The organism is Bacillus sp. UNC438CL73TsuS30 (assembly GCF_000482325.1).
Taxonomy (GTDB): Bacteria; Bacillota; Bacilli; order Bacillales; family Cytobacillaceae; genus Neobacillus.
The window spans coordinates 64,760-77,406 of sequence record NZ_KI535295.1 but is presented as its reverse complement, the minus strand read 5'-3'; the positions used below and the strand labels follow the sequence as shown (position 1 = coordinate 77,406).

Genomic DNA, 12,647 nt, shown 5'->3' with positions numbered 1-12,647 from the left:
GGCTGCGGTTTATTTATGGCTGGTATGGGACAAGTCCTTCTTTTCTTAGCTTCGCTTTCTCCACATCTGATTTACTGAAATCATAGTTGTAAATCGCTCCTTCCCAGTCTCCGTACATTGGATTAGGGAAAACAATCAACTTCTTACCAAATTCGTTACGACGGTTGTCTACTGCCTTGAGTCTTTCAGGAACCGATAAATCATCGAAACCGCTAAAGTCCCCCAAGTTATCACCAAATAATAAAACAATATCATGTGTTTTCGCTACTTGCTTGCGGCGCGTCTCTTTCCCTTTTTCCCCAGGCTGCTTTAACAATACATGTGCTGCATCAGCTTGAGGCGCACCAACCTTTTGTAAATTTTTAATTGTTGCAGCCTTTTGGGCTTCGGTCCGGTTTGATATGTAGTATATTTCTACACCCTTTGAATTTGCATACTTCAGGAAATTGATCGCCCCTGGAAGTGGTTTAGCCTGTGCACTATTGATCCACTCATTCCAATTTAATGGATAGGCTTTTCCCGAAACAACGTTCCATGCCTGGTAAGGGCTGTTATCTAAAATGGTTTCATCAATATCTAGTACAACAGCTCGCTTTGAAGCCTTTTTCTTTGGCTTTTTCTTCAGGATTTCAGCTAACCTCATTTTTCCAACATTATACCCTTGATAATACAATGCTTTTGCTTCACCGGCTTTTTGAAACCACAGGACGGACATCGTATTTTGGGCTTGCAGGGCAACGGTAGGGTCCGCAACATTTTGTGCTTTAGCATTGGTACTAAATACCGAAATGGAAAGGGCTGCCGTTGCAACGAATGCAGTAAATTTTTTCACGCTATTCCCTCCTTTATATAATCAAAATTAGTATGTGACAAATCTGTGGAAGGATTCATTCCTTTTTGAAGAAGAAAAAATGGAGTCCGATTGCCGGACTCCATTTTCATAATTTATTTAACTTGCTTGATTTTTTGATTTTGACGAAGAAGAATTTCTTTTATGAAAACCTTTAAAATAATAATATCCAGTAAGAGCTAATATAAAGATTGGTCCAACGATTACTGCTATTCTTTGATCAGGATTAATCGCCATAATCACCACAACAAAAACAAGAAATGCGAGTGAAAGATAGGAAGATAGCGGATATAAAGGCAGTTTATACTTTAACTGCTGAACCTCGTTAGATTTCATATCTTTACGATGGCGTAGCTGGGATAAAAGGATAACCCCCCAAGTCCAAATTGCAGAGAATGTTGCAATACTTGTAACCATCGTAAATACTTTTGCTGGTACAACATAGTTTAAAACTACTCCAATTAATAATACTGCTGCTGAGGCAATAATTGCAAGACCCGGAACACCAGTCCTCGTAACCTTACCAAATTTCTCCGGAGCCTCACCATGCTTCGCTAGGTCAAACAACATTCTTGCCGTACTAAAGATTCCACTATTACAAGAAGAAAGGGCTGCCGTTAGTACAACAAAGTTAATAATTCCAGCTGCACCCTTAATGCCAATTTGTTCGAAAGTTAATACGAACGGGCTGCCCTTTGTTCCGATTTCCTGCCAAGGATAAATGGACATAATAACAAACAGTGCACCTACATAGAAAATCAAGATACGCCAGAAAACAGAATCAATCGCTCTTGCAATCGTCTTTTCCGGGTTCTTAACCTCTCCTGCTGTAACCCCGATCATTTCAATTCCTAAGTAAGCAAACATGACCATTTGTAATGACATTAGGATTCCTTTGAAACCATGTGGGAAAAATCCACCATGATTCCATAAATTGTTTATTCCTGTGGCAATCCCACCATTACCTATACCAAAGAAAATCATTCCTAATCCAACAACAATCATTAAGCAAATGGTGACAATTTTAATCAGTGCAAACCAGAATTCCAGTTCGCCATAGGCTTTTACCGCAAGGAAATTGACAGTTGCCATGATAACTAGTGCAGCTAATGCCCAAATCCAACCCGGAGTCCCCGGAAACCAATATTTCATATAAACTCCGACAGCTGTAATTTCTGCCATACAGGTTACAACCCATAAGAACCAATAATTCCAGCCGGTTATGTATCCTGCCAGCGGTCCCAAGTAATCTCGTGCATACTTACTAAATGATCCTGCTACAGGTTTTTGTATGGCCATTTCCCCTAAAGCACGCATGATAAAAAACATGATTAATCCACTAAAACCATATCCAAGAATAATTCCAGGCCCCGCCATTTTTATAGCTGTTGCTGAACCGAGGAATAATCCTACTCCGATTGCAGCTCCTAGGGACATTAAATTAATATGCCTTTCTTCCAATCCACGATGAAGATCTTTTCCTTGAGGGTTTTTACTCATAAATTCATCTCCTCTTTTTAATCATTTCCAAAAGCATGTAATTCTTTTGATAGATTTTAAACAATCTTTACTAGAGGTTATCTTTATTAATATAGTAATAATATTATATAATTTCTATGCTTCAAAAGAAAAAATTCGTTCTCAGTAAATGTAGTCACCCCCATCCCTAGTAGTGTTAACGCTTACATTTTACAATTATACAAATATTTTTTATTTTTGCAAATACCTAAAATTATTTTAACATTATTACTATTTATTTCTTTTGTGTAAAAACTAGAATTTTTGGTTGTCATTTTGTATATTTAAACAAAATACATCTATTAAATTGTTTCTACCATATGGGGGGAAATCTCTTGAATTCTTTATTAAATGATCCTTTTAGGGCTGAATTTGATAGTTTAGATGAGTTTGCCGATCTAATCAGTCAGGTGCTTCAATGCCCAATTACAATTGAAGATTCCAACCATCGGCTGCTTGCCTATAGCACTCATGATGAAAGAACGGATCCGGCAAGAATTTCTACAATTATTGGAAGAAGAGTTCCCGAAAAAGTAATTAATCAATTATGGAAAGAAGGAACCATCCCCGCTCTGTTAAAAACCGATCAACCAATACGTGTGAAAAGTATGGACGATATTGGACTCAGTGACAGGGTAGCCATTTCAATCTGGAAACAAGAAGAAGTACTTGGCTTTATTTGGGCGATTGAAATTGATAAGACCTTGACCGACAAGGATTTTGGCTTGCTCAAAAAGGCTGCTGATGCTGTAAAAAATAAATTACTGCAATTACAGACGAGAAAAAATAAAAAGGGCGAGCATTTTCAAGAATTCTTCTGGAGATTATTAACGGGTCATTTAACGGTTAAAGAAGAAATCATTCAGAATTTCCAAACCTTAAAAATTACTCCTTCCCCTTCCTACGCTGTCCTTGTTTTTCAATTTCAGAACAATATTACCCGAAAAGAGGAGCAATCCATTTCTTATCTGCTGAAAACAAGCCAGCGCTTAACCATTATGCTATATACAATTGATTGTAACCAGCTCATACTGCTTGTATCCGCATCAAAAAACGAACGGCCGCTGGAGGAAATAAACCATTTTGCGCAATCATTTGTGTGGAAAATGAATGAACGTTATAACATTCAGAATATTACTCCTGCTTTCAGCAGTATCAATGATGACTATGGCAAGATAGGGAAAACCTATCAAGAAACATTAAAGGTTTTATCGATCAAAAAAAAATTTCCATTTGAAACCAAAAATATCTTTCATTATCAACAACTGGGGGTTTACCAATTTTTCGATGTCCTTTTAGAGAAGAGAAAAAAAGAGGAATATGAAAACCACTCGTTAAAATCCCTTCATAAGTATGACCAAAAGCACAACAGCAATCTAGTGGAAACCCTAGAGGTTTTTCTAAATAACGACACGAATATTGCGGATGCTGCAAAGGAATTAAATGTTCACGCAAATACATTAAATTATCGATTGAAGCGGATTGCCGAAATTGGAGAGGTTAATTTTAAAGATCCCAATCAGAAAATGCTCATATTTATAGATTTAAAATTAGAAAAATATCACCGTTTGTGAAAATCAACAAAAAGGAGAAAAATATTTCTCCTTTCTTCACAAAGAAAAAATCCATCAAACATTCTATACTATAACCAGAGCAAAAATAACCTAAGTTTTTAAGGGGGATTTATAGAATGTTTATTGGAGTACCTAAGGAAATTAAAAACAATGAAAACAGGGTTGCGCTTACACCAGCTGGGGTTGTTTCCTTTTTAAATGCAGGTCATACTGTATTGGTTGAAAAAGACGCTGGAATTGGAAGCGGTTTCTCCAATGAAGATTATGCAAAAGCCGGTGCTGAAATTATTGATAGCGCTGACCAAGTTTGGGAAAAAGCACAAATGATCATGAAGGTTAAAGAGCCTTTATCAAGTGAATATAAATACTTCCGTCAAGGTTTAATTCTTTTCACCTATTTACACTTAGCTGCTGAGCCGCCATTGGCAAAAGCACTTAAAGATAGCGGCGTCATTGCAATCGCCTATGAAACAGTAGAAGTTAACAGAACTCTTCCACTTCTTACACCAATGAGTGAAGTTGCAGGACGTATGGCTGCACAAATCGGTGCACAATTCTTACAAAAATTCTACGGTGGCCAAGGTATCCTTCTTGCAGGTGTGCCTGGGGTTAACCGCGGCAAGGTTACCATCATTGGCGGAGGAGTTGTTGGAATCAATGCAGCTAAAATGGCTGTTGGTTTAGGGGCAGATGTAACCATCATTGATTTAAGTGCAGACCGCTTACGTCAATTAGATGATATCTTTGGAAACCAAGTAAAAACTTTAATGTCTAATCCATTTAATATTGCTGAAGCAGTAGCCGAAGCAGACCTTCTAATTGGAGCAGTATTAATCCCTGGTGCGAAGGCTCCTAAGCTTGTTACTGAGGAAATGGTAAAAGCCATGAAGCCTGGTTCTGTCATCGTTGATGTTGCGATTGACCAAGGTGGTATTGTTGAAACTAGCGACCATGTAACAACACATGACAATCCTACTTTTGTTAAGCACGGTGTGGTTCATTATTCTGTAGCAAATATGCCTGGTGCAGTTCCTAGAACTTCAACTATTGCTTTAACAAATGTTACAGTCCCATATGCCCTTCAAATTGCCAACAAAGGTGTATTCAAAGCTATTGTTGAAAATCATGCCTTAAAGCTTGGCGTAAACGTTGCAAACGGTGAAATTACGTACGAAGCAGTTGCAAAAGATCTTGGGTATGACTTCGTAACAGTAGAAGATGCATTAGAAAAAGAACTAGCATCTATTTAATAAAATGATCTCAGGTCCCTACAAGTTTCTTGCTTGTGGGGATTTTTAATAGTTCCACTTAGAATGAATATGGTTACAACGGAGAACGATAAAAGCAAGATGATTGAGGAGGAGTGATCCGATGCAAAGAATTTTGCTTACTATTATCGTTTTATTTACCCTTTCGCTATATCCCGTCCCAAACCAAATTTCCGCCAAGGAATCTGCTGTAAATCCACTAGGCTCACAGCAGCCGATTCGCGGGATTTATGTAAAGGCTGAAAATACAGGCGGCCAAAGGTTTCATAAACTACTTTCATTCGTTAACCAAACAGAGTTAAATGCCATGGTCATTGATGTAAAAGATGATTACGGTAATATGACCTTTCTCCCATCAAAAAACTCACCCTATTTTTCTATTAGCAAGCCTTATATTAAAAACCCTAAAGAATTAATGGATACATTAAAAACAAACGGAATTTATCCAATTGCGCGGATTGTTGTCTTTAAAGACACTATATTAGCAAAAAAATCACCGAGCCTCACCTATAGAACGTCAAATGGGATTTGGAAAAACACGCGGGGAGATTCCTTCACCAATCCATTTTTGAAAGAGGTTTGGGACTATAATATTGGGGTTGCCATCCTAGCCGCCAACATGGGGTTTAAAGAAATTCAATTTGACTATGTCCGTTTTCCAGAGAAGTTTGAAACCTTTGAAAAACAGCTTAGCTTCGAACAGGGTAGCTTTCCTTCCAAGAATGGACAAAATCGAATTGCGGCGGTATCAAGTTTTGTTAAGTATGCTTCAGAAAAGTTAAAACCTTATCATGTTAAAGTATCTGTAGATGTTTTCGGAAACGCTACTGTTATTCCGGAAGCACCAGGTATTGGGCAAAATTTCTCTAAAATTGCCGAAAATGTGGATGTTATTTCCGCCATGATCTATCCAAGTCATTGGACAGGGATTTTTGGAATAAAGAAACCTGATTTGCATCCCTATCATCTTGTCAAAGAATACGCGAAGGTAGAAAAGGGGCGGTTAGAAGAATTAAGTAACCCTCCTATTTCCAGGCCATGGCTACAAGATTTTACTGCAGCTTGGCTTGGTAGTGGCAATTTTAAAGTATATGGTAAGAAAGAAATTGAAGACCAAATTCGTGGGCTGCACTCCCAAGGAATTCATGAATTCCTGCTCTGGAATGCCAGCAACAAATACACGCCAAACGTTGATTATACACCGTACTAAAAGGAATCCGAATTCGCAGAACGAGAAAAACCAAGGCACCGAGCACATGCCTTGGTTTTTGTTTGCTTTAATCATCCACTAGATATATTTCCTGTGAACTCCCTTCCCATCGTAGGTGAATAACATTTTTCTGTCTTCAACATTTGTTTCCATATGGACTGGTCTTCCCCAAAGCTGTTGAATATAAGGTAAAACTTTTTCGAGGTATTTTACGTCCAGTTCTACCCCCTCATACCAATGCTTCAAATACAGTTCTCCATTTTTCAAATAATCTCCATCATTTACAGTAATGTATGGGAATCCACCATTTACACGCATATTTACAAGCTGGTCGCGAATATGCTCCCACTGCTTGTCGACAACTTTGTAGTCCCTGCCTTGTTTTTGGAAAAGATACATATCCTCACGCATCACAAGGTCCTTATTTAAGTAATTTCGCAGGAAGGAAATATCAGATTCTACCTCACGGACCTCAAACATTTTTTCCCTCCCGGAGCCTGGTTGAACGCCTCTGCGTTTCATTTCTTCTGTTGGATTATTATAACGTTCTTCAATATCCTCAAAAATCTTGATACCAAGATAGTATGGGTTAATACCTGTTTTTGATGGCTGGACGACGCCGGCATTTAATTTAGCAAATTCAATCGCCTCATCACTGGTTAGGTCCATCTCTCTTAAGATTCGCTGATGCCAATAGGATGCCCAGCCTTCATTCATGATTTTCGTTTCAAGTTGCGGCCAGAAATACAGCATTTCTTCACGCATCATTGTTAAAATATCCCTCTGCCAGTCCTCTAGCTCTCTGCTGTATGTTTCAATAAATAACAATAAATCCTTTTCAGGCTTTGGTGGAAACTTCTTTTTTGTCGGCTTTTTTTCAACCTTTTTATCTTTATCATCCAATGACCAAAGATCATCATATGGAGAAGGGCTGCGGTGTTCACCGCTCTCTTCTTCCTCCAAATCATCCATTGACCATGCTAATTTTGGTCTCATCAAGGATGGATCAATATGTTCGTCAATGGCTAATACAGCATCTAAAAATGTCTCTACTTCCTTTTTCCCGTATTGTATTTCGTATTTTCGAATTCTTTCTGCCGTTGCAGCCATACTTTCCACCATGTCCCGCTTCGTATTTTGGAAACGAACATTATTCTTAAAGAAATCACAGTGGGCAAGTACGTGAGCTACAATTAGTTTATTTTGAATTAATGCGTTAGAGTCCAACAAGAAGGCATAACATGGGTTTGAATTGATAACAAGCTCGTATATTTTACTTAATCCCAAGTCATAGTGAAGCTTCATCTTATGAAATTGTTTGCCAAAGCTCCAGTGTGAAAACCGGGTTGGCATGCCATATGCACCAAATGTATAAATGATTTCCGCTGGACAAATTTCATAACGCATCGGATAAAAATCTAGGCCAAAGCCGCTTGCGATTTCTGTAATCTCGCTAATGGCATATTCCAGTGCTTTGCGCTCTTCCGCATTCATGAGCCATTCCCCCTTTTCCTCTTACCACAATGTATGAAGAAAAGGCAGGAATGATGAAACAAGATAGAAAAAACATAGACAAAAGACTAGATATTACTTTATTTTTTTTGCTTCTTTTGCAAGCATCAAGCCCACCTTCTTGTTCCGTTTCCATTCCTTTTTAAATACGGATAATGGGGGGTTGGTTTCTCCAACAAGATAGCTGATCTCAATCGTGAGAGCCGGTCGGTGATAAGTAGTAATAAACCAATCCGTAAAACCTCCACCCACTGCCTCTCGATCGGGTCTACCTAATTTGTAGCCAGTTAGTTTGGAGATTTTTTTCGCAATTTTTCGGTCACGTTTAAGATGTTTGCCGTTTTTATACTTCCAAAAGATTTCTCTGCCGGCGGTATGATAGGCAACAGCCGCTATTGGCTGCATATGATGAATAAACTTTGTTAAGGCGATTACCTCTTCTGCCTCTAAAGGGGCTTTCCCCTTATAAGACTTATACGATGGTCCCTTCGGTTCATTCTTTAATGCTTCCCATCCTGCAGGATATTGGCGGTTCAAATCGATTCCAATACCATTTGCTTTCCATCTGTCAAATTGCTCTAAACCTTCGTTCATTTTCACTAAACTAATTTTTTGGCTGCGGGATAGCTTGGCAAAATGATTTTGTTGAATCATGACACCATCTGGATTCAACATCGGAATAAACCAAATCGAAACTTCGTTTAAAATATTAGTTGACCTTTTTCCCTTTTCATATGCATCAGCATACGTTTCGAGCATTTTCATCAGCACCATGCTAGTCAACCATTCCCGTCCATGATGACTGCCAATCAGAACAATATTTTTTTTACCTGACCCAAGTCTGACGGCCCAAATATTCTTTTCAAAATAAGTGGTTCCAATAGATTTAATCTCAACTACTGATTTATATTTTTTTTGAATCTTTGAAAGGTCCTGTTTTAAAATTTCGTACGTATACGGTTTTTTAACTTCAACTAATTTTTCTCCAAAGGCATCGTCAGGCTGAAGTGTAAATAAAATCATGAAGCACAAGAAGTACTTGAACATTTCCTCCCCCTAAAGTAGTGGCTTACCACTTAAAATTTTATACAGGTAAAAGTTGAAAAACGCGTCAATTAAGGGTGTCCAACATTTTCTGTGAAAGTTTTCGGCAAAAAATCATAAAATAAACTCAACTCCTAACAAGGAGGAGACAACTACATGAATAAAGTGGATTATGACCGTGCGTTGTATTATACGCATCGGTCCGAGTGGGATAACTTATTAATTTTAATGGTTCGAACAAAAGACCAATTTTTATCAAAGAAAATAGAACAATTCCTGCATGCCTACCATTTCGAACATGATTACTCAGTATTAGAAAAAAAATTGTATGCCTTGCTTCGATACATCGACCATGCAAACGAAGCGGCAGAAACCGACCCAAATGAGATTCCGATGTATAGTCTTTCCTGAAACAGCAAGTGAATACAGTTTTGTGTGAGAAAAATATTTACAACCGGGCTAAAGAATTCCACCACAAAAAAACGGCACCTCATTAAGGGGCCGTTTTTCAAGTTTATTTCATTTCTATGCGATTGGGTATTGTTGAATTAACGGATGAAGGACAATTTCATCAATTAGCATATATTTCGGTGCGGACGCCATATAGACAACAGCATTCGCAATATCTTCGACCTTCAGCCAATCTTTTTTCTCTGGCAGGCCTTGGGTTGACTCGGCAAAATAGGTATCCACCATCCCCGGATTGATCGTTCCAACCCGGATTCCATATTCACGTACTTCCTGAGCAACAGAACCGGAAAAGCCTTGGACGGCATATTTCGTGGCAGTGTAAGCTGCTCCATTCGGAATCGTGTATCTTCCAACATCGGAAGAAATGGTAATGATTGTGCCTGATTTTCGTTCTTTCATATGCGGCAAAACCGCTTTAATTCCAAGAAATACCCCTTGCACATTTACTTCAAATACTTTTTTCCATTCTTCGACAGTCACTTCTTCGGTTAATTTAAAAAAGCCAACTCCTGCATTATTAACGAGGAGGTCAATGTGACCATATTCTTCAATGGTTTTTCTTACAACCTCTTGCATATCACTCTCATTTGAAACGTCAGCCTGAATCGGAAGGACATAAGAAAAACCTTTATTCTTCAGCTCTTCTGCCGTTTGGTTAACCTGCTCGGAGCTGCCGACTAATGCTAATTTCACACCTGTTTCAGCCAATTTTAGAGCAATTTCCTTTCCAATTCCTCTGGATGCACCTGTCACAATGGCAATTTGATTTTTTAACATTTTGAAACTCCCTTTCATATGGTGGTTCTATGCTGTTAATGTGTTTCAGATACTAAATTTATTTTTTCATCGACAAGCGCCATAAAATCTTTTTCAATTTTTTCAAGCTTGCTTTTACTTTCTTCTAAGCTTCCACTATTTACACCAAAATAGAATTTCACTTTCGGTTCCGTTCCAGATGGTCTTAGGCAAACCCATGAACCATCCTCAAACGTATATTTCAAAACATTGGATTTTGGCAAATCAATTCTTTCCTCGCCATTTTTCGATAAACGGACTCCAGTTAAATAATCCTCTGAAGTCAAAGTTTTTACGGAACCAAGATTTGTTAATGGTTCAGAACGGAAAGATGCCAAAATTCGCTGAATCATTTCCGCTCCATCTTTTCCTTTCAATGTTAAAGAGCGCAATCCTTCCTGATAAAAACCATATTTTTCAAATACCTGCATTAGCCCTTCATAAAGGGTCATTCCTTGTCTTTTATAATAAGCACAAACCTCTGTTGCCAAAAGCGCTGCTTGAACAGCATCTTTATCGCGGGCGAAGTCTCCAATTAAATACCCATAGCTTTCTTCATACCCAAATAAGAAGGTATGTCCACCTGTATTTTCATATTCATTGATTTTCTCCGCAATAAATTTGAAGCCTGTTAATACATCAATGGTTTTCAATTGATAGGATTCTGCAATTTTTCTGCCGATTTCAGAGGTTACAATCGTTTTTAAAACGACTCCGTTTTGAGGAAGGGTACCCTTTTCCATTTTCTGTGTAAGCAAATAGTCAAGCAGCAATGCACCGGTTTGGTTTCCAGTCAGGACAACATATTCTCCCTCGGGATTTAGAACCGCTATTCCTAATCGATCCGCATCTGGGTCTGTGGCAATTAAAATATCGGCATCAATCCGTTTACCGTCCCGAATGGCTAACTCAAATGCTGCATGTTCCTCTGGATTCGGACTTTTCACAGTTGAAAACTCGGAATCTGGCAGCTCCTGTTCCTTTACAACGGTGACATTTTTATACCCAAAAGCAGCAAGTGCGTTCCGTACAGGTTTATTAGCTGTTCCGTGTAAAGGAGTAAAAACGATTCGAATATCCGATTCTTCTGCAAGAGTTGGATTTTCCGAGATGGTTTTCAATTTTTCTAAATAGGCGTTATCAATTTCGGAACCGATAATTTTAATGAGTCCTGCATCTCGAAGGTTCTCTTCTGAATCCACCTCAATTAACAGCTCGTTTTCGATTTCATTGACCCTTGCAATCACCTGATCAGCACTTTCAGGCGGAAGCTGGCCGCCATCATGCCCGTAAACCTTGTACCCGTTATATTCCGGAGGGTTATGGCTTGCAGTAACGACAATCCCGGAAAATGCATTTAAATATCTTAATGCAAAGGAAAGTTCCGGTGTTGGTCTTAATTCATCAAACACATAGGTTTGTATACCTTTTGTTGCTAATGTTTTCGCGGCTTCCATTGCAAATTCGGGAGACTTATGCCGGGAATCATAGGCAATAACCACTCCGCGTTTTTTTGCTTCAAGACCATTTTCTTCTATGTATGCAGCTAATCCGGCAGAAGCTTTTCTAACTGTATAGAGGTTCATCCGGTTTGTACCAACACCAATTTCCCCTCTCATGCCGCCGGTACCAAATTCTAAATTCTTATAAAAAGCTTCCTCCAGCTGTTTATCCTCTTTCTTTAGTTCTGATAATTGATTTTTTAACTCTGAATCTAATCCCTCAAAGTTGATCCATCTTGTTGCATTTTCTTTCCAGTCCATTTTATCTCCTCCTGATTCTTTCTACTCTATATTGTTTCGAAGTTCAAGATTGTTACTCCTTTTAAAATTGCTGGAATTATTCCGACATTTTTCGCAGTAGAATAAATTTTAACGAATTTTTACCATTACTATTTTAAATTTTCTTCATATTAAGCACAAGGAAATAATTGAATAAAAAATAAAGCACATGCTGTGCAAGTGCTTAGATTGTTTGAGAATGTTACCAATTGTATTGATGTCTTTGCAAAAAGGTCCTGTTGATTTCCGCTCCGGTCACTCGCTTTCCGCGGGGAGGTCCTGGAGCCTCCTCGGCGCGCTTGCGCCTGTGGGGTCTCCAGTGACCTCTCCATCCCGCAGGAGTCGAGTGCCCTCCGCTCCAATCAACAGGTGTGCAAATAATTATTTAATTCCTCAAAATATTCGCCAGTCTCTACCTCTACATTTTTCAAGGCTGTTTTCGTAAGATTGTTGTTTGTCGTACAGAATTAATATTAAGCTTTTCACTCTAGGGCTTCCAAATCGGACACGATATCTTTTGGTTCATCAAAGCTGTCCAAATCCTCCCCTGAATCAGACACGATTGCCCTATTGCTTCACCAAAGCTGTCCGAATGATACCCTGATTCAGACACAATTACCCTTG

10 protein-coding genes are annotated in these 12,647 nt (G+C 38.6%); 4 read left to right on the top strand and 6 right to left on the bottom strand.

Annotated features, from left to right (window positions below; all coding sequences use genetic code 11):
• Nucleotides 1-13: 13 nt before the first annotated feature.
• Both M028_RS0113935 and M028_RS0113930 read right to left on the bottom strand, forming a co-directional pair.
• Nucleotides 14-832, bottom strand: coding sequence for a 5'-nucleotidase, lipoprotein e(P4) family (locus M028_RS0113935; RefSeq protein WP_026574403.1), 819 nt, complete (start codon nt 830-832; stop codon nt 14-16).
• 117 nt (nt 833-949) lie between these two features.
• A complete protein-coding gene (locus M028_RS0113930) occupies nt 950-2,350 on the bottom strand; it encodes an amino acid permease (protein WP_026574402.1) in 1,401 nt (466 codons plus the stop codon).
• A 353-nt stretch (nt 2,351-2,703) separates the two neighbouring features.
• Between M028_RS0113930 and M028_RS0113925 the strand changes: the two genes are divergently transcribed.
• From M028_RS0113925 to M028_RS30015, 3 genes are all read left to right on the top strand, one after another.
• On the top strand, nt 2,704-3,942 hold the full coding sequence (locus M028_RS0113925) for a PucR family transcriptional regulator (protein ID WP_026574401.1): 1,239 nt from the start codon (nt 2,704-2,706) through the stop codon (nt 3,940-3,942).
• A 116-nt stretch (nt 3,943-4,058) separates the two neighbouring features.
• Nucleotides 4,059-5,192 carry an alanine dehydrogenase gene (gene ald / locus M028_RS0113920; RefSeq protein ID WP_026574400.1) on the top strand — a complete coding sequence of 378 codons (1,134 nt, stop codon included), beginning with the start codon at nt 4,059-4,061 and terminating at the stop codon, nt 5,190-5,192.
• A gap of 121 nt (nt 5,193-5,313) precedes the next feature.
• Nucleotides 5,314-6,420 carry a putative glycoside hydrolase gene (locus M028_RS30015; RefSeq protein ID WP_035424150.1) on the top strand — a complete coding sequence of 369 codons (1,107 nt, stop codon included), beginning with the start codon at nt 5,314-5,316 and terminating at the stop codon, nt 6,418-6,420.
• A gap of 78 nt (nt 6,421-6,498) precedes the next feature.
• On the opposite strand, the gene M028_RS0113910 is transcribed toward M028_RS30015, so the two are convergent.
• Both M028_RS0113910 and M028_RS0113905 read right to left on the bottom strand, forming a co-directional pair.
• Complete coding sequence (locus M028_RS0113910) at nt 6,499-7,914, bottom strand: SpoVR family protein (protein WP_026574399.1); 1,416 nt, start codon at nt 7,912-7,914, stop codon at nt 6,499-6,501.
• Nucleotides 7,915-8,007: 93 nt separating this feature from the next.
• The gene (locus M028_RS0113905) at nt 8,008-8,979 is read right to left on the bottom strand and encodes a M14 family zinc carboxypeptidase (protein WP_026574398.1); all 972 of its coding nucleotides are present in this window, start codon (nt 8,977-8,979) and stop codon (nt 8,008-8,010) included.
• 153 nt (nt 8,980-9,132) lie between these two features.
• Between M028_RS0113905 and M028_RS0113900 the strand changes: the two genes are divergently transcribed.
• Nucleotides 9,133-9,387 carry a YhdB family protein gene (locus M028_RS0113900; RefSeq protein ID WP_026574397.1) on the top strand — a complete coding sequence of 85 codons (255 nt, stop codon included), beginning with the start codon at nt 9,133-9,135 and terminating at the stop codon, nt 9,385-9,387.
• 114 nt (nt 9,388-9,501) lie between these two features.
• Here M028_RS0113900 and M028_RS0113895 read toward each other — a convergent pair whose 3' ends face one another.
• Both M028_RS0113895 and M028_RS0113890 read right to left on the bottom strand, forming a co-directional pair.
• Nucleotides 9,502-10,224: an SDR family oxidoreductase gene (locus tag M028_RS0113895; RefSeq protein ID WP_026574396.1), complete on the bottom strand. Its 723-nt coding sequence runs from the start codon at nt 10,222-10,224 to the stop codon at nt 9,502-9,504.
• 35 nt (nt 10,225-10,259) lie between these two features.
• Nucleotides 10,260-12,005 carry a phospho-sugar mutase gene (locus M028_RS0113890; RefSeq protein ID WP_026574395.1) on the bottom strand — a complete coding sequence of 582 codons (1,746 nt, stop codon included), beginning with the start codon at nt 12,003-12,005 and terminating at the stop codon, nt 10,260-10,262.
• Between the last annotated feature and the right edge of the window lie 642 nt (nt 12,006-12,647).

Excerpts from the sequence above, each read along its gene's own strand:
- M028_RS0113930 (WP_026574402.1), bottom strand. The coding sequence starts at position 2,350 with ATGAGTAAAAACCCTCAAGGAAAAGATCTTCATCGTGGATTGGAAGAA.
- ald (WP_026574400.1), top strand. The coding sequence starts at position 4,059 with ATGTTTATTGGAGTACCTAAGGAAATTAAAAACAATGAAAACAGGGTT.
- M028_RS30015 (WP_035424150.1), top strand. The coding sequence starts at position 5,314 with ATGCAAAGAATTTTGCTTACTATTATCGTTTTATTTACCCTTTCGCTA.
- M028_RS0113910 (WP_026574399.1), bottom strand. The coding sequence starts at position 7,914 with ATGAATGCGGAAGAGCGCAAAGCACTGGAATATGCCATTAGCGAGATT.
- M028_RS0113905 (WP_026574398.1), bottom strand. The coding sequence starts at position 8,979 with ATGTTCAAGTACTTCTTGTGCTTCATGATTTTATTTACACTTCAGCCT.
- M028_RS0113900 (WP_026574397.1), top strand. The coding sequence starts at position 9,133 with ATGAATAAAGTGGATTATGACCGTGCGTTGTATTATACGCATCGGTCC.
- M028_RS0113895 (WP_026574396.1), bottom strand. The coding sequence starts at position 10,224 with ATGTTAAAAAATCAAATTGCCATTGTGACAGGTGCATCCAGAGGAATT.
- M028_RS0113890 (WP_026574395.1), bottom strand. The coding sequence starts at position 12,005 with ATGGACTGGAAAGAAAATGCAACAAGATGGATCAACTTTGAGGGATTA.